This window comes from Oryzicola mucosus (assembly GCF_014534685.1).
Lineage (GTDB): Bacteria > Pseudomonadota > Alphaproteobacteria > Rhizobiales > Rhizobiaceae > Oryzicola > Oryzicola mucosus.
Genome location: NZ_JACVVX010000006.1, coordinates 109176 through 125070, shown reverse-complemented (window position 1 = coordinate 125070; position 15895 = coordinate 109176). Strand labels below are relative to the sequence as shown.

Below are 15895 nucleotides of genomic sequence, written 5' to 3'. Positions count from 1 at the left end.
TATGACCGCTTCGCCTTCCCAGCCAGAAACAGCCAGGATCGAAGGCCGTCTCGCCGAGAACATCGTCTATTTCGCGCGCACCTTGCGCAAAGCGGGCATGCGGGTCGGTCCGGCATCGGTCAAGGATGCCATCGAGGCGGTCCTTGCCGCCGGTATCGGTGACCGCGAGGATTTCTACTGGACGCTGCACGCCGTGCTGGTCAATCGCCATGAGGATCATGCGGTGTTCGACGAGGCATTCCGCCTGTTCTGGCGGTCGCGCGAACTGGTCGAGAAGATGCTGGCGATGTTTTCACCCATCGCTCCCGATCATCGCGAGAAGCAGAAGCCGCGCCCAGCGGAAAATCGGGTCAGCCAGGCGCTGTTCGAGGGGCTTCGGAAGAACCAGCCGCCAAAGGAAATCCCCGAGATCGAGGTCGATGCCCGGTTCACCGTGTCCGGCAACGAGGTGCTGAGGGGCAAGGACTTCGCCCAGATGGACGCCGTCGAACTGGCCGCCGCCCGGCGCGAGATCGCCGCCCTGCGCCTGCCGTTCGATCTGGTGCGGACGCGCCGCTTCCGGCCCGATCCGCGCGGCGCCAAAATCGATGCGCGCGCCATGATGCGCTCTGCTGCGCGCACCGGCGGAGACCTCGTGCTGCCGAAATTCCGCTCGCCGCGACAGGTGCATCCGCCGCTGGTGGTGCTGGCCGACATTTCCGGCTCGATGAGCCAGTACACGCGCATCTTTCTGCATTTCCTGCATGCGATGACGGAAAAGCGCCGGCGCGTGCACGCCTTCGTCTTCGGCACGCAACTCACAAACCTGACCCGCCAGATGCGCCGCAAGGACCCCGACGAGGCGCTGGCGGAGTGCTCCGCAGCCGTCCGCGACTGGTCCGGCGGCACGCGCATCGGCGACACGCTGCACGAGTTCAACCGGCTTTGGTCGCGCCGTGTTCTGGGGCAGGGCGCCATTGTCCTGCTTATCACCGATGGGCTCGAACGCGACGATGTAGCTGGCCTTGGCGAGGAAATGGAACGGCTGCGCAAATCCTGCCGCCGGTTGATCTGGATGAACCCTCTGCTGCGCTTCGACGGTTTTGAGGCGCGCGCGCGCGGCGTTCGTGCCATGCTGCCGCATGTCGATGAATTCCGGCCCATACACAACCTCAACGCGCTGGCCGATCTCTGCGCGGCCCTTGGCGACGACCGACGGGGCGGCCATATGGATGTCAGGCACTGGCTCGGGCGGCAAAACGCCCAGGCGGCATGATTTTTGGAGGAAGCGATGCAGGAAGCCACGCATCTCGATGAAGCCCGCGACCCGCTGCTGATCGCCGAGCGCTGGCGTCAAGACGGCAAGCCGGTCGCGATCGCAACGGTCGTCGAGACGTGGGGCTCGGCCCCACGCCCGACGGGCAGCCACCTCGTCATCGATGCCGAGGGCAACTTCCACGGCTCGGTGTCGGGCGGCTGCGTGGAGGGCGCTGTTATCTCCGAGGCCGGCGAGGTTATCGAAACAGGACACCCGCGCATGCTGGAGTTCGGTGTCGCCGACGAGACCGCATGGCGGGTCGGCCTCTCCTGCGGTGGCCGCATCCGGGTTTATGTCGAGCGGCTGGGCTGACCATGGACCCGCATTTGCTCGAACAGCTCAACGGTGAACGGCGCGCCCGCCGCGCCGCGGTCCTCGTCACCGATCTCAGTGATGGCGCGGGCCGTCTGATCCGCGAGGGGGAGATGGTAAGCGGTGCCCTCGGCGAGGTGGTGGCCAGGGCTTTTCGCACCGGCAATTCCGGCCTGACGGAGGCTGAGGACAGGTCCTTTTTCATCAATGCACACCTCCCCCAGCCCCGCCTGATGCTGTTGGGCGCCGTCCATATCAGCCAGGCCTTGGCGCCCATGGCGCGGGTTGCCGGCTATCCGGTGGAAATCGTCGATCCGCGAACCGCTTTCGCCGCGGAGGACCGCTTTCCCGACGTGCCGCTCGATCCGCGCTGGCCGGAAGAGGTCTTCGCCGAGCGACCGCTCGATGCTTACACTGCTGTCGCAGCCGTTACCCACGACCCCAAGATCGACGATTTCGCCTTGAAGGCGGCGCTGGATGCGGGTTGCTTTTACGTCGGCGCGCTCGGCAGCCGCAAGACGCATGCCGCCCGCCTCGAGCGTCTGAAAAGCCTAGGCGCGACAGCCGACCAACTTGACCGTATCGCTGCCCCCATCGGGCTCGATATTGGCGCGGCCAATCCTGCTGAGATAGCGGTCGCCGTGCTTGCGCAAGTCATCGCGGCGTTTCGCGCCCGCGGCAACGCCGCCAAGGTCAAGGAAAAAACTGCATGAGATTCGGTGCGGTGCCGGTCGATCAGGCCGAAGGCGCTCTGTTGGCGCACTCGGTTGCTTTGGTCGGCCGTCGCTTGCCCAAAGCGAAACGCCTGGATGCAGATGACATCAAGGCGCTGATAGAAGCAGGCGTGCAAACCGTGGTGGCCGCCATGCTGGAACCCGGTGATCTTGAGGAAAATGCCGCTGCCGAAGCGGTCGTCCAGGCGCTTGATATCAGGGGAGTCAAAGCCCGGCCCGCGTCGACCGGCCGTGTCAATCTGCATGCGGCGGGGGCGGGGGTGTTCACCGTCAGCGCAGCGCTGGTCGATGCGGTCAATGCGATCGATCCCGCCGTCACGCTGGCGACGCTTCCGGCCTTTGCCCGTGTCGACGCCGGCCAGATGGTGGCCACCGTCAAGATTATCCCCTTCGCGGTAGCGTCTACGGTCATCGAACAGGTGACGGAGCTGTGCCGGTCTGCACCGGCATTCGCGGTTCATACCTTTGCGCCCAAGCGTGTCGGCATGATCCAGACTGTGCTGCCGAGCGTCAAGGACAGCGTGCTGGACAAGACCGTCGAGGCTACACGCGCGCGTCTTGCCCGCTCAGGGAGCACCATCCTGTCCGAGCAGCGCGCGTCGCATGAGCCGCGGGCGCTGGCGGCGGCGCTTGACAGTCTCGCCCCGCAGGTCGATATGGCGGTGCTGTTTGGGGCATCAGCCATGGCCGATTTCGACGATGTCGTGCCCGCGGCGATCCGCGCGGCCGGGGGCGAAGTGCTTTATGCCGGCATGCCTGTGGACCCTGGCAACCTTCTCGTGCTGGGCCGGCTCGGCTCAGTGCCGGTGATCGGCGCACCGGGCTGCGCGCGCAGCCCCAAGGAAAATGGTTTCGATTGGGTGCTGGATCGCCTGATAGCCGGTCTGGAGGTCACGCCCCGCGACATTGCCGGCATGGGAGTCGGCGGGCTTCTGATGGAAATACCGACACGCCCGCAGCCGCGCGAGGCGCGCAAAGCCGGCAAGCCAAAGGTTCACGCGATACTGCTCGCAGCTGGCCGTTCGAGCCGCATGGGCGGGCCGAACAAGCTGATGGCGCTGTTCGACGGCGAACCGCTGGTGCGGCGGCTTGCGGAACAGGCCGCAGGCTCGCGCGCGACCGGCCTCTCGGTCGTTACGGGCCACCAGGGCGAGCGAATCCGGCAGGCGCTCTCGGGTTTGACGCTCGATATCGCCGACAATCCGGATTTCGCCGAAGGCCTGTCCACATCGCTCAAGGCTGGCATTGCCGCCGTGCCGGCCACGGCCTCAGGTGCCTTGGTCGTGCTTGGCGATATGCCGCGCATCACCTCGGCCGACCTCGATCGCCTGATCGAGACCTTCGAACGCAGCGGCGGCATGGCTGTTGTGCGCGCCAGCCATTTCGGCAAACGCGGCAATCCCGTCATCCTGCCGCGCGCGCTTTTCGAGGGCGTCCGGCAGCTTCAGGGAGACACCGGCGCGCGTCATCTGGTAGAGGCGCATGATGTCGAGGTCATCGATGTCGAGTTGGGCGAGGGTGCCTTCATCGATGTCGATACGCCCGAAGCGCTCGCTGGCGCCGGTGGTGTGCTGCAGGATTGAGGGTTGTTTTGCTTTCTGGTCTGATCCGCTACCTGAGAACATCCCCCTCTGTCCTGCCGGACATCGCCCCCTCAAGGCGGGAGATCAGCAGTTCGGCTGCTCTCGCGGCTTCTGCTCCGTTGGAGGTTGGCGAAAACGAAGATGACATCCAATCTCCCCCCTTGAGAGGGCGATGTCCGGCAGGACAGAGGGGGGCGAGAGCAGCCAAATCGATCTGCTTCTTACTTGCCATGGCCTTGGCGTTGCCAGCCCACGCCACCACCCTCAAACCCTACAAGGACGAACTCTTCGCCTATCCCGGCATCATTGCGTCTGAAGGCGAGGCATATAAAGTCGTCGACTACCACGAGATGCGCGACATCAACGCCCGCGACGAGGTGCCGGAGCGGCGCGCGCAGGGCAAATATGTCTCAACGCGTGTACGCGGCGTCCAAAAGGAACTGGTGCTCAAATCCCCTGTCGGCGACATCCGTCATGTCGCGGTTGGACGCACCCAAGGCGCGTCGGTCATCACGCTCTACCTGCATGGGCAAGGCGGCAGCCGCCGGCAGGGGGTGGACGATTTCACCTTCGGCGGCAACTTCAACCGCATCAAGAACCTGATGGCCGACAATGGCGGTCTCTACCTGTCGCCCGATTTCCCGGACTTCGGTGAAAAAGGCGCTGCCCAGATCGCTGCCTTGATCAGCCACTATAAGGCGCAGTCCCCCTCCGCTCAGATCTTCGTCGCCTGCGGCTCGATGGGCGGCGCATTGTGCTGGGCGCTGGCGGGCGACCCGGCGATGGCCTCGACCGTCTCGGGCTACCTTTTGCTCGGCTCGCTGTGGGATGACCGTTTTCTCAATTCGCCGGCCTTCAAGGCCCGCACGCCGGTCTTTTTCGGGCAGGGCAGCAAGGATACGGTCTTTCCCGCCGACAAACAGGAAGCCTTCTTCCGCTCGATTCTGAAGAAAGCGCCCGGCTATCCCGCGCGGTTCGTGCGTTTCGAAACCGGAACCCACGGCACGCCGATCCGCATGGTCGACTGGCGGGAGACCCTGAACTGGATGCTGTCGGCCCGATAGTCAGGGCGCGGAGTAGTAGTCCAGAACCGTTTCGGGGTTGATCTCGCCGTCATAGGACGCATCGACGTCATATTTGACGAGGGTGAACTCGCCATTGCGGAACAGCCAGGTTCCGGAATCGGAGGCGTCGCCAACGCCGCGCCATTTGCCGTTCGAAGTGATGGTCATGGTCTGCTCGTCATAGTCAGAATTGACCAATTCGCTGTCAGCCTGGTAGCCGATGATCTTGACGCTCTCGACCTTTTCGTTGGTATCGGGGTCGGCATACTGAATGTCGAGTTCGGGACTTGCGAATTCCAGCTGCCGCAGGTCGTTCACCTCGTCCCAGAGGTAGTAGATATGCGTCTCGTTATAGGCGCCCATCATGCAAAAGAAGCGGAACAGCCGCGCTTCACTGGCCGGCTCGGAGGCATCGTCGCCTTCCTTGTGGTAGGAAATCTTGTGGGCTTCCGGTCCGGTCTGCTCTTCCGAGCGGCCACCCGGCCCATCGTTTTCCTTGCACGGTCCGGCATATGTTGCGGAAAACCAGGCATTGACCTTTTGCAGAACGGCATCGGTTTCTGGCGGTGGGGCCTCGCCGCATTGCGCAGGCAGCGCATCTGCCAAATTCCCGTCGGCGGCCTTCAGTGTGCCCTTGTCGATCAGCATCGGCTGGAACGGCGGTTCCTGGATGGATCCATTGACCTGGCGGACCACGTAGCAGCCGGCAAAGACCTTGTCGCTGCCATCGCTGTCATTGGCGCGGATCGCCACCGGCACGTTGTAATAGATGCTGCCCGCCGCGCCTTCGCTGCTGACGGCGCCGGTCAGGACGTCGACGCTCTCGGTCTTGGCATAGCCGTCCTGAAACGTCTGGAAATCCTTGGCCGGCTTCTCCTCGCCATAATAATCCCAGGCGCGGGCATATTCCTTGCGGTCTATGGCGTTGTAGAGCGACTTGATCAGCGATGCGGCGTCGGACCTGTTGTCGTAGTAGTCCGGTTCGGCGGCAAGGCCGGGAAAGCAGGAAAACGCAAAAAGGGCGGTTGCGGCGGCGGTGAGGCGTGGTGTCATTGAAATCTCCTCTCCACCGCAGTGTGTAGGGCCGATTGCGGCAAGCCGGTGACGGAATGAAGCGTCCCGGATGCCTTCAAGCCTGCTTTGTCGACATTTCACGAGCGATGCGTGGAAAATCCGCTGGCTTGACACCAATGTCGGCACGGTCGGCGCCCGACATGGAGTTCAGTATGGTCATTGCGGCGCGGTATCGTGTTCGCTCGCTGTTGCGCGGTCGCGCGAACATTTCGGTGTAGAACCTCATGGTCTGATTCCCTGTGTGGTTCCTCCCTATGCCCCTCATATAGGTGAATTGTGTCAAATTGTGCACTGCAGCAAGAGCATGGCTGTTATGCTGGAAGATGCGCACGACGCAGCGTCAACGAGGGCATGTGCAGAAATTCGCCATGACAGGCAGAGACGACCACCGAGCGCAATAAGGTGCGCGTTGCCCCTACCGACTTGGATAGACACAGCCATCTGATGTAATGGACAGTCTGAACCCGCATCCTCCCGATGCTCTCACCGGAGATTTTTCATGCAGCAGCGCCGTCTCGGCCGCACCGATCTTTCCGTCACCCGAATTTGCCTTGGCACGATGACCTGGGGTCAGCAGAACACCGAAGCCGAAGGTCACGCACAGATGGATTTGGCTTTCGAACGCGGCATCAATTTCTTCGACACCGCCGAAATGTACTCCATTCCGCCTAAGGCGGAGACCTATGGCAGTACTGAGAAGATTGTCGGCAGTTGGATGAAGGCGCGGTGCACGCGCGACAAGATCATCCTCGCTTCCAAGGTCGTGGGTAGGACTGACAACGACTGGATGCGCGGCCACCCATCGCGGCTGGTGCGGGCCGACATCTTCGACGCCATCGACAAGTCCCTGGCGCGGCTGGGCACCGACTATATCGATATCTACCAGATCCATTGGCCGGAGCGTCGTATTCCATGGGGCTCCAACCCGACGCGCGTGGGTGAGTGGCCGGCGCCGCGCGATGCGGACGAAACCCCGATCGAAGAGACGCTCGGCGTGTTCGACGATTTGATCAAGGCCGGTAAGATCCGCCATTATGGCCTCTCGAACGAGAGCGCCTGGGGCACCATGCGCTATGTGGCTTCATCGGACATGGGCAGGGGGCCGAGGCCGGTTTCGATCCAGAACGCCTACAATCTTGTAAACCGTACCTTCGAAGTGAACCTGGCCGAGGTTTGCGACCGCGAGGATATCGGTTTGCTCGCCTATTCGCCTCTCGCGCAGGGCTATCTGACGGGCAAATATGACCATGGCGCGCGGCCCGCGGGTGCCCGCACCACCCTTTTTGATCGCGGCCAGCGCTATGAGAAGCCGCATGCGGCCGAAGCACTTCTCGCTTACAACGACCTCGCCCGGTCTTTCGGTATGGAGCCGGCGCTGTTCGCACAGGCCTTTGTGCTGAGCCGACAGTTTGTAACGGCCTCTATCATTGGGGCGACCTCGATCCCGCAGCTTGAAACCGCCCTGTCTGCGGCAGATGTCGTGTGGACAGAGGAGATGGAAAAGGCGGTCAACGACATCCATCAGCGTACCGGCAATCCTTGTCCCTGACAATTTGTGCAAGGGAATGACGCAAACCGCGCGACGGCGCAAAAAAATTGCGTCGCAAAGCCTTCTCCTGCAACGGTTTCTCGTATTTGCCACAACATAGCCGCCAAACCATCATTGGCGAGCCTGATTTAGTTCCTATCTAAGCATCGGGCGGCATTCCGAGGAGGCGATATATGAGCGAAGGCAAGACGCATCTGGACGAGCTTTTGAGCGATCCGATGGTCCAGCTTGTCATGGAGCGCGACCGCGTGCGTCCAGATGAGTTGAGAAGGCTGATCGTAAAGGCGGTGGACGGAACCGACACAGCGGTGGTGCCGCCGGCGCATTTGATCAGCGCATGCCGTGCAGCCGGTCTGTGCGCATGAGGGGAACACAAGGTCATCGATCCTTCTAAAAGGCCCGGCTCGCCGGGCCTTTTGTTTTCGCAGGCTATTTCAGCGTTTTGCGGCGTTAATCATAAGCATTCAATATTTGTTGGTAATTTCTCGTTAGCAATTTGAGTGGGCTGCGTCTTGCTTATGCGGGGTCCGTCTTCTGTCTGTTGTGTTGTGTGTACAGGTTCAGATGCGAACGCCAAGATTTCTTGCTTCCTTGCTCGTCTTTCCTTTGCTGGCTGGGTGTACCTCCAGTTCCAGCATGGATGTGCTGCAATTGCAGCGTCCATCGATGGAGACGACCAGCGCGATTTCAACCGCGCCAGTCCCACCCGCTGACATTGCTTCGGTCCTGGCTGAGATCGATGAACAACCGCAAATGGCTTCGGTCACCGATGCTGGATCGGCTTCGCCGCAGCCCCCGGTGCCGCTGGCAGCGCTTGCTTCCGCCCCGCGTCCCAGCAAGGCAGCCGCCTTGCTGGGCGGCATAAGCGTTAGCCCCCGCCAGTTCCGCGACGCAAAGCCGATCGACTTTGGCCGCTCGTCGCCAAAGAACCTTGCCGTGCACGGCGTCGACGTCTCGCGCTGGCAGGGCAATATCGACTGGCAGCGGCTCCGCAGCCAAGGTGCCAATTTCGCTTACATCAAGGCCACCGACGGCGGCGATCATCTGGACCCGATGTTCAAAACCAATTGGCGCCTGGCAAAGGCTGCCGGCTTGAGGCGAGGGGCCTATCATTTCTTTTACTGGTGCCGCGTTGCCAGCGACCAGGCCGACTGGTTCATCCGCAACGTGCCGCGCGATCCCGATGCGCTGCCGCCGGTCATCGACGTCGAGTACAACGGCCAGTCGAGCTGCAAGCGTCGTCTTTCGCCCGAAAAGGTGCGCGAGAAGATGCAAGTCTTCATGGACCGGCTGGAAAAGCACTATGGCAAGCGCCCGGTGATCTACACCGCGCCCGATTTCTACAAGGACAATCTGCGCGGGGCCTTCCTGGACTATCCGTTCTGGCTGCGCGCGGTGGCACAGCACCCGTCCAAGGTCTATCCCGGCCGCGAATGGGTATTCTGGCAATATTCCGGATCGGGACTGTCGCATGGCGTGACCGGCAAGATCGACCTTAATGTCTTCCACGGTACGGAAGAACAGTGGCGCCGCTGGCTGGGCGTCCAGAAAATGATGGCCAAAGCCGACTGACCAAAATTCAACCTGCGGTTAGTGATAGTGATCGCCACATTGCCAAACGCTCCGACCTCTGTTTCACTCCTGTTGGAGCATTTGGGGACCAACGCGTCGAATGCCGGACAAAGTGGGTGAGATCGACTCTACCATCGCCGCGATGATGATGGCGGCGCTACAATCCGGCCATGTCGGCATTTGCCTCTGCGATGAGACCGACGCTGTGCGCTTCGTCAACGACGCCTTTCGTGCCGCCTTCTTTCCAAACGCGCCGCGACCGCCTTTCGATTTTGTTGACGCCCTGGTGGAGGCCATCGAGTCAGAGAACGGAATACAGCTTCAAACAATGAAGCTTGAAGCTTTCGCGCCACGCGTGCGCGAAAGGCGGCGCAATGGCGATCTGCGTTACGATTTCGCAGTCGACATGTATGACGGCAGTTGGTGGTGGATCAACGATCATCGCATGCCAAATGGCTGGACGTTGGTCGTGGCCAGCGACGTTTCACGTGCCAAAAACGAAGAACTGAAGCTGCGAGCAGCTCATGACGCGGCTTTGCGGGAAACGAGAACCGATTTTCTTACTGGGCTCGCCAGTCGCCGCCATGGATTGGAGCGAGCCGACGCTGCTCTGTCGGACTTCATGACAGCACGCCAGCCTCTGTCCTTGGCGATTATCGACATCGACCTTTTCAAGCGCATCAATGACGGTTTCGGCCATGCGGTGGGCGACGAGGTGCTTGTTCTGTTTGCCCACACGCTCACGACGCTTCTGCCGGCGGGTGACCAAGTCTGCCGGCTCGGCGGCGAGGAATTTATGGTGGTTATGCCCGACACAAATGAAGAGCTTGCCCGATTGAGGCTGCACCGCATCCTCCTTTCGCTGCAACCGCTGTCCTCCAGGCATGTCAACGCGACGGTGGCCTTCACCTTCAGCGCCGGCATAGCCTCGGCCACCATGGGCGATTCGCTGTCGGCATTGATGCGTCGCGCCGACGATGCGCTCTACGCAGCCAAGCAAGCCGGCCGCAACACGATCCGCATCGCTCCCAAAAACGCTTCGGATGCTGCCTGAGCCACCCTGCGTGATGCGGTCCATTGCAGCTTTGCTGCATGTGCGCGGCAATGAGGCTGAAGAAAACTAGCTAGCTCTTGAAAAGCACACCCCGTCGGCGCACCATTGCCGTTGCGGAAACCAGCCCATGTCCTGCGGCGCAAGCGGATATTGGCAGACGATGCCGGGCTCGTGCCCGATGATGCAGCAGAGGAGGATCACATGACTGTAAAGGCTATTCTCGAAAAGAAGGGGCACGATGTCTACACGCTCGGCCCCAACGAACCCTTGATGGCTGCGGTAAAGATCCTTGCAGACCATCGCATCGGCGCTCTTGTCGTTACCAATGGCGACCGCAAGATCATAGGCATTCTCTCCGAACGCGATGTTGTTCGGGTTCTGGGCAAGGAGGGACCGGGTGCGCTGGAGAAGAGCGTGCGCGACGTGATGACGCCCAAAGTCAAAATCTGCAACGAGAACCATACCGTGAACGAGCTCATGGAGATCATGACGCAGGGACGCTTCCGCCATCTGCCCGTTGAGAAGGAAGGGTTCTTGGATGGCATCGTGTCCATCGGCGATATCGTCAAGCGCCGCATCGAGGACGTCGAGCGCGAGGCCGAGGAGATCAAGCAATATATCGCGACGGCGTGAAGGACGGCCTTTAAACTTGCCTCATCGGGCGCGTTAGGGTAGCGAAATTCAACATTTTGTTGAATTTCGCGAATTGGCCCCATGACACTCATCGATACCCGCACGCCCGATCCCAAACGCCTCATTCCCGGCGCAACCGGGGATTGGGAAGTCATTATCGGGCTCGAAGTCCATGCCCAGGTGACATCGAATGCGAAGCTGTTTTCAGGCGCATCGACCGCCTTCGGCGCCGAGCCGAATGCCAATGTCAGCCTCGTCGACGCCGCAATGCCCGGCATGCTGCCGGTGATCAACGAGGAATGCGTCAAGCAGGCGATCCGCACCGGTCTGGGCCTCAAGGCGCAGATCAACCTGAAGTCGGTCTTCGACCGCAAGAACTACTTCTATCCAGATTTGCCGCAGGGCTATCAGATATCACAGTTCAAGCAGCCGATCGTGGGCGAAGGCATTGTGACCGTGTCCGTCGGTCCAGATCGCAAGGGCGAGTTCGAGGATATCGAGGTTGGCGTCGAGCGCCTGCATCTCGAACAGGATGCGGGCAAATCGATCCACGACCAGAACCCGACCATGTCCTATGTCGATCTCAACCGCTCGGGTGTGGCGCTGATGGAAATCGTTTCCAAGCCCGACATGCGCTCCTCCGACGAGGCGAAGGCCTATCTGACCAAGTTGCGCACCATCGTGCGCTATCTCGGCACTTGCGACGGCAACATGGATGAGGGCTCGATGCGCGCCGACGTCAACGTCTCGGTGCGCAAGCCGGGCGGAGAGTTCGGCACGCGCTGCGAGATCAAGAACGTCAACTCGATACGCTTTGTCGGCCAGGCCATCGAGTACGAGGCACGCCGGCAGATCGGCATCATCGAGGACGGCGGCACGATTGACCAGGAAACGCGCCTGTTCGATCCCGTCAAGGGCGAGACGCGCTCGATGCGGTCGAAGGAAGAAGCGCATGATTATCGCTACTTCCCCGATCCCGATCTCCTGCCGCTCGAATTCGACCAGGCCTATGTCGATGACCTCGCCAAGGACTTGCCTGAACTGCCCGACGACAAGAAAGCGCGCCTGGTCGAAAGCCTCGGACTGTCGGTCTACGATGCCTCGATCCTGGTTTCGGAAAAGGCCATCGCCGACTATTTCGAGAAGGTGGCGGCCGGGCGCGACGGAAAGCTGGCTGCCAACTGGGTCATCAACGATCTGCTCGGTGCGTTGAACAAGGCTGGCAAAGATATTGAAAACGCTCCACTTTCCCCGGACCAGCTTGGCGGCGTAATTGACCTGATCAAGGAAGGCACGATTTCCGGCAAGATCGCCAAGGATCTGTTTGAAATCCTCTGGAACGAGGGCGGCGAACCGCGTCAATTGGTCGAAAGCCGAGGCATGAAGCAGGTCACCGATACCGGCGCCATCGAAAAGGCGGTGGATGATGTGATTGCCGCCAATCCCGACAAGGTGGCGCAGGCGCAGGCCAAGCCAAGCATGGCGGGATGGTTTGTAGGCCAGGTTATGAAGGCTACCGGCGGCAAGGCCAACCCACAGGCCGTCAACGATCTGGTCAAGGCCAAGCTGGGTATCGAGTAGTCGGATGTTCGTTCGAACCGCCGGCGCGCGCGACCTGGAAGCGGTGCGCTTACTGCTATCGGCGACTTGGCATGACACCTACGACGCCATTTATGGCGTCGAGCGGGTCAACGAGATTACCGCCGAATGGCATTCCATGCCCTCGCTCAAGGCGCGGCTTGAACGGCCGGCCTCGGAATTCCTCGTCGCGGATGACGGCAAATCGCTCGGTGGCATGGCCTATGCCGCTGCCTCGAACGACGGCAAGACGGTGACGTTGTATCAGCTCTATGTCCTGCCCGCCTTTCAGGGGCGCGGCATCGGCAGCGCGCTGCTGGAAGAAATCGAGATGTCGTTTCCTGAAGCCAAACGCCTGAGGCTCGAAGTGGAAGCGGAAAATACCCGCGCAGTCGACTTCTACGCACGCCGCGGCTTTTTGCCTTCGCTCGAGCAGCCGGCTGCTGGCAGCGCCGAGGGCGTGGTGGTTCTCGAAAAAATGCTCTGATAAGCCGATTGCTTTTGATGCGTGCACGTACGCGCGACGGTTCCCAAGGCCGCAGTCTCGTCAAATCGCCGGAATCTCGAGATTGTCGATCAGCCGAGTCTTGCCGAGCCAAGCGGCTGCGAGAACGCGACCGGGCCGGTTTTTTTGCCACGGAGCAAGTGTGTCGCTTTCGCGCGCGGCGACGTAATCGACACTTGAAAAACCGGCGCGCCCGATTGCCGAACGAGCCTTGATGCAGGCGCTATCCGGGTCTTCTCCGGCGGCGATAGCCGTAGCGGCAGCTAGCAAGATTACGTTGAGCGTGCGCGCGATGCCAAGTTCGTCCACGCTGAGATAGGCATTGCGCGACGACATGGCGAGGCCTTCCGAATCGCGCATCGTCGGCCCGCCAATGATTTCGGTGGGGATGTCGAGGTCGCGGCTGAGTTGCCGGATAACGCAGAGCTGCTGGTAGTCCTTCTCGCCGAACACGGCGCAGTCGGCGGACACCTGCAGCAGTAGCTTGCTCACGACAGTGGCCACACCGTCAAAGAAGTGCGGCCGAAAATCGGTTTCCAGCCCTTGCGAAGGGCCACCGACGGACACCTTTGTGGCGAAGCCAGCCGGATACATCTCGTCGACTGACGGCGTGAAGGCGAGGTGAGTTCCCGCAGCCTTGAGCCGCTCCATGTCGGCGGCCAACTGGCGTGGATATTTGTCGAGATCTTCCGTCGGGCCGAACTGGCGCGGGTTGACGAAGATGGACACCACGCAACGGTCAGCCTTTTGCAGAGCCAACTCGACCAGCGAGATATGCCCGTCATGCAGCGCACCCATGGTGGGGACGAAGCCCACGGTAAGCCCTTCTCGGCGCCAGCCGGAAATCATCGCCCGCAACTCGCGGACGGTACGTGCAGTCGCAGTCATCGAATTCAGGCGCCTTTGGCTTTCAGGCCGAAGACATGCGCGCTTTCGGGGAAGCGGTGGCTGCGCACGTCGCCGGCGTAGCTTGCCGCTGCGTCCGACACCATGTCGCGTAGCTTGGCATATTCCTTGACGAATTTGGGCACGCGGTCGACGGTCAGGCCGATTGCATCGTCGATGACCAGGATTTGACCGTCACAGGCAACGCTCGCGCCGATGCCGATGGTGGGAATGCCGATACGAGCGGTGATGTCGGCGGCGACCCGTTCGATGGTGCCTTCTATGACCACGGAAAAAGCGCCCGCCTTCTCGACCGCCTCGGCATCGCGGATCAGCGCTGCGACGTCTTCGTCGGTCTTGCCCTTGATCTTGTAGCCGCCTTCTTTCTCGACGGATTGAGGCTGCAGGCCGATATGGCCCATGACCGGGATTCCAGCCCTGACGATCGCTGAAATCTGCGGCGCAACGTCGACGCCGCCTTCGAGCTTGACGGCGCTGCAGCCGGTTTCCTCGATAAGGCGGCGGGCAGCGCGGACGGCTGTCTCCACGGAATGCTCATAGCTGCCCGCGGGCATATCAACGACGACGCAGGCATCCTTCGCCCCGCGCATCACTGCCTGGCCATGGGCGATCATCATGTCGAGCGTAGCGCCGAGGGTGTTTTCGTGGCCGTAGAGCACCATCGCGACGCTGTCGCCGACCAGAAGCAGGTCGACATGCGGATCGAGCAATTTTGCGATCGGATAGGTGTAGGCTGTCAGGCACACGATGGGCGTGCCGCCCTTGCGGTACTGCAGTTCGAGCGGAGTTGTTCGTCCGGTCGCGCCGGTGGAGACGGTCGAAAGCAAGTTCATTCCTCCCTGAACCCGTGCGCTTCTATAGGACGCATAATTTTCGATCCCGCTTCACTAAGGATTTTACCTGGATTTTGCAAGTTTGTTGTGCAGCGCAGCACAAAATCACCCCGCTGAAGAATCTCGACATGAGATGAAGGCGATAAGCAGATATCGACACGATTGTCGCACAAGGCTTTGGAAGCGCCGAACCCCTTGCCATTGCCGCGCCCTGGGGTCATAAGCTGCGATAAAACCATTGCGCGGTGGCGCGAGAGGATGTCGATGAAAACCTTCTTCCTGCAGTTCTTCACCTGGTGGAGCGGCCAGACGCTGGGGACCCGATTCTACACTTGGCGCAAGGGCAAGACGGTCGGCGAGGACCAGTTTGGCAACGTTTATTACGAAGGCGGCGTAGACTCCGAGGGCCGCACCCGCCGCTGGGTGATCTACAAGAACTACTCCGAAGCCTCGATGATTCCTCCCGGCTGGCACGGCTGGATCCATCACCGCGTCGACGTCGCTCCGACCGACGAGACTTACACGCCGCGCGAATGGCAGAAGGGCCATGAGTCGAACCTCACGGGTTCGCCCTTGGCCTATCGTCCGAAAGGGTCTCTCTTGGGTAATACGCACCGTCCTCAAGTCACGGGCGACTACGATGCGTGGACGCCAGGCAACTGAACGGTCTTTTGTCGCCACATTTGCCGGTTAGCGCTTTCGTTCGGCGCGAGGCACCCTGTAGCCTTTTCGCCGGAAGAGGCGATGTCGCAATGGCGGTGGTTTTCGGATGAAGAATTTAGCATGCACTCGCGCGGTCAAGGGCAGGGCCATACTCGCCGGCTTCGCGCTGTTCGCCGGGCTTTCGGCGGCACATGCCGAGCGCATCAGCAATCCCGTCGCCGAATTTGCCGGCATCGACAAGATCACCGGCCGCATCACCACCTTTGACGTCTATATCGATGAGACGGTGCAGTTCGGCGCCCTGCAGGTGACGCCGAAGGTCTGCTACTCGCGGCCCGATACGGAAGAGCCGAAGACAGACTCGTTCGTCGAGGTTGACGAGATCACGCTGGACCGCAAGATCCGCCGCATCTTCACCGGTTGGATGTTTGCCGAAAGTCCTGGCCTCAATGCGGTCGAGCATGCCGTTTATGACGTGTGGCTGAAGGCCTGCAAGCAAAAGTCCGACGTTCCGGCTCCCGAAGCCAAGAGCAACTGA

Annotated in this window: 17 protein-coding genes; 14 read left to right on the top strand and 3 right to left on the bottom strand. The window is 61.2% G+C overall.

Annotation, left to right across the window (positions count from 1 at the left end; all coding sequences use genetic code 11):
• The first annotated feature begins 1 nt into the window (after position 1).
• From ICI42_RS18325 to ICI42_RS18305, 5 genes are all read left to right on the top strand, one after another.
• Complete coding sequence (locus ICI42_RS18325) at positions 2-1255, top strand: vWA domain-containing protein (RefSeq protein ID WP_188166053.1); 1254 nt, start codon at positions 2-4, stop codon at positions 1253-1255.
• Between the two features lie 15 nt (positions 1256-1270).
• Positions 1271-1609 carry an XdhC family protein gene (locus ICI42_RS18320; protein ID WP_188166052.1) on the top strand — a complete coding sequence of 113 codons (339 nt, stop codon included), beginning with the start codon at positions 1271-1273 and terminating at the stop codon, positions 1607-1609.
• Positions 1610-1842: 233 nt separating this feature from the next.
• On the top strand, positions 1843-2322 hold the full coding sequence (locus ICI42_RS18315; RefSeq protein WP_407945184.1) for an XdhC family protein: 480 nt from the start codon (positions 1843-1845) through the stop codon (positions 2320-2322).
• Positions 2319-3926, top strand: coding sequence for an NTP transferase domain-containing protein (locus ICI42_RS18310; RefSeq protein WP_188166050.1), 1608 nt, complete (start codon positions 2319-2321; stop codon positions 3924-3926). Before ICI42_RS18315 ends, ICI42_RS18310 begins: the two co-directional genes overlap by 4 nt.
• Before the next feature lie 230 nt (positions 3927-4156).
• Positions 4157-4990 carry an alpha/beta hydrolase family protein gene (locus tag ICI42_RS18305; RefSeq protein WP_188166049.1) on the top strand — a complete coding sequence of 278 codons (834 nt, stop codon included), beginning with the start codon at positions 4157-4159 and terminating at the stop codon, positions 4988-4990.
• Here the strand turns inward: ICI42_RS18305 and ICI42_RS18300 are convergent, their stop codons facing one another.
• Positions 4991-6043 carry a DUF1176 domain-containing protein gene (locus tag ICI42_RS18300; protein WP_188166048.1) on the bottom strand — a complete coding sequence of 351 codons (1053 nt, stop codon included), beginning with the start codon at positions 6041-6043 and terminating at the stop codon, positions 4991-4993.
• Between the two features lie 520 nt (positions 6044-6563).
• On the opposite strand from ICI42_RS18300, the gene ICI42_RS18290 reads away from it, so the two are divergent.
• From ICI42_RS18290 to ICI42_RS18260, 7 genes are all read left to right on the top strand, one after another.
• On the top strand, positions 6564-7613 hold the full coding sequence (locus ICI42_RS18290) for an aldo/keto reductase (RefSeq protein WP_188166046.1): 1050 nt from the start codon (positions 6564-6566) through the stop codon (positions 7611-7613).
• Between the two features lie 173 nt (positions 7614-7786).
• Positions 7787-7978, top strand: a complete 192-nt coding sequence (locus ICI42_RS18285) for a hypothetical protein (protein ID WP_188166045.1) — start codon at positions 7787-7789, stop codon at positions 7976-7978.
• Between the two features lie 199 nt (positions 7979-8177).
• A complete protein-coding gene (locus ICI42_RS18280) occupies positions 8178-9185 on the top strand; it encodes a glycoside hydrolase family 25 protein (protein WP_188166044.1) in 1008 nt (335 codons plus the stop codon).
• A 100-nt stretch (positions 9186-9285) separates the two neighbouring features.
• Positions 9286-10239, top strand: coding sequence for a GGDEF domain-containing protein (locus tag ICI42_RS18275; RefSeq protein ID WP_188166043.1), 954 nt, complete (start codon positions 9286-9288; stop codon positions 10237-10239).
• Positions 10240-10440: 201 nt separating this feature from the next.
• On the top strand, positions 10441-10872 hold the full coding sequence (locus tag ICI42_RS18270; protein ID WP_188166042.1) for a CBS domain-containing protein: 432 nt from the start codon (positions 10441-10443) through the stop codon (positions 10870-10872).
• 81 nt (positions 10873-10953) lie between these two features.
• Positions 10954-12453 carry an Asp-tRNA(Asn)/Glu-tRNA(Gln) amidotransferase subunit GatB gene (gene gatB / locus ICI42_RS18265; RefSeq protein WP_188166041.1) on the top strand — a complete coding sequence of 500 codons (1500 nt, stop codon included), beginning with the start codon at positions 10954-10956 and terminating at the stop codon, positions 12451-12453.
• A 4-nt stretch (positions 12454-12457) separates the two neighbouring features.
• Positions 12458-12937, top strand: coding sequence for a GNAT family N-acetyltransferase (locus ICI42_RS18260; RefSeq protein WP_188166040.1), 480 nt, complete (start codon positions 12458-12460; stop codon positions 12935-12937).
• A gap of 60 nt (positions 12938-12997) precedes the next feature.
• On the opposite strand, the gene panC is transcribed toward ICI42_RS18260, so the two are convergent.
• On the bottom strand, positions 12998-13843 hold the full coding sequence (panC, locus tag ICI42_RS18255) for a pantoate--beta-alanine ligase (protein WP_188166039.1): 846 nt from the start codon (positions 13841-13843) through the stop codon (positions 12998-13000).
• Between the two features lie 5 nt (positions 13844-13848).
• A complete protein-coding gene (gene panB / locus ICI42_RS18250) occupies positions 13849-14694 on the bottom strand; it encodes a 3-methyl-2-oxobutanoate hydroxymethyltransferase (protein WP_188166038.1) in 846 nt (281 codons plus the stop codon).
• Positions 14695-14958: 264 nt separating this feature from the next.
• Between panB and ICI42_RS18245 the strand changes: the two genes are divergently transcribed.
• Complete coding sequence (locus ICI42_RS18245) at positions 14959-15357, top strand: NADH:ubiquinone oxidoreductase subunit NDUFA12 (RefSeq protein WP_188166037.1); 399 nt, start codon at positions 14959-14961, stop codon at positions 15355-15357.
• 106 nt (positions 15358-15463) lie between these two features.
• On the top strand, positions 15464-15895 hold the full coding sequence (locus ICI42_RS18240) for a DUF2155 domain-containing protein (RefSeq protein WP_188166036.1): 432 nt from the start codon (positions 15464-15466) through the stop codon (positions 15893-15895).

What these genes read in the sequence shown, in the direction of transcription:
- ICI42_RS18240 (WP_188166036.1), top strand. Translation starts at nt 15,464, where the DNA reads ATGAAGAATTTAGCATGCACTCGCGCGGTCAAGGGCAGGGCCATACTC.
- ICI42_RS18325 (WP_188166053.1), top strand. Translation starts at nt 2, where the DNA reads ATGACCGCTTCGCCTTCCCAGCCAGAAACAGCCAGGATCGAAGGCCGT.
- ICI42_RS18320 (WP_188166052.1), top strand. Translation starts at nt 1,271, where the DNA reads ATGCAGGAAGCCACGCATCTCGATGAAGCCCGCGACCCGCTGCTGATC.
- ICI42_RS18290 (WP_188166046.1), top strand. Translation starts at nt 6,564, where the DNA reads ATGCAGCAGCGCCGTCTCGGCCGCACCGATCTTTCCGTCACCCGAATT.
- ICI42_RS18285 (WP_188166045.1), top strand. Translation starts at nt 7,787, where the DNA reads ATGAGCGAAGGCAAGACGCATCTGGACGAGCTTTTGAGCGATCCGATG.
- panB (WP_188166038.1), bottom strand. Translation starts at nt 14,694, where the DNA reads ATGAACTTGCTTTCGACCGTCTCCACCGGCGCGACCGGACGAACAACT.
- ICI42_RS18300 (WP_188166048.1), bottom strand. Translation starts at nt 6,043, where the DNA reads ATGACACCACGCCTCACCGCCGCCGCAACCGCCCTTTTTGCGTTTTCC.
- ICI42_RS18280 (WP_188166044.1), top strand. Translation starts at nt 8,178, where the DNA reads ATGCGAACGCCAAGATTTCTTGCTTCCTTGCTCGTCTTTCCTTTGCTG.
- gatB (WP_188166041.1), top strand. Translation starts at nt 10,954, where the DNA reads ATGACACTCATCGATACCCGCACGCCCGATCCCAAACGCCTCATTCCC.
- panC (WP_188166039.1), bottom strand. Translation starts at nt 13,843, where the DNA reads ATGACTGCGACTGCACGTACCGTCCGCGAGTTGCGGGCGATGATTTCC.
- ICI42_RS18270 (WP_188166042.1), top strand. Translation starts at nt 10,441, where the DNA reads ATGACTGTAAAGGCTATTCTCGAAAAGAAGGGGCACGATGTCTACACG.
- ICI42_RS18310 (WP_188166050.1), top strand. Translation starts at nt 2,319, where the DNA reads ATGAGATTCGGTGCGGTGCCGGTCGATCAGGCCGAAGGCGCTCTGTTG.
- ICI42_RS18275 (WP_188166043.1), top strand. Translation starts at nt 9,286, where the DNA reads ATGCCGGACAAAGTGGGTGAGATCGACTCTACCATCGCCGCGATGATG.
- ICI42_RS18260 (WP_188166040.1), top strand. Translation starts at nt 12,458, where the DNA reads ATGTTCGTTCGAACCGCCGGCGCGCGCGACCTGGAAGCGGTGCGCTTA.
- ICI42_RS18315 (WP_407945184.1), top strand. Translation starts at nt 1,843, where the DNA reads ATGCTGTTGGGCGCCGTCCATATCAGCCAGGCCTTGGCGCCCATGGCG.
- ICI42_RS18245 (WP_188166037.1), top strand. Translation starts at nt 14,959, where the DNA reads ATGAAAACCTTCTTCCTGCAGTTCTTCACCTGGTGGAGCGGCCAGACG.
- ICI42_RS18305 (WP_188166049.1), top strand. Translation starts at nt 4,157, where the DNA reads ATGGCCTTGGCGTTGCCAGCCCACGCCACCACCCTCAAACCCTACAAG.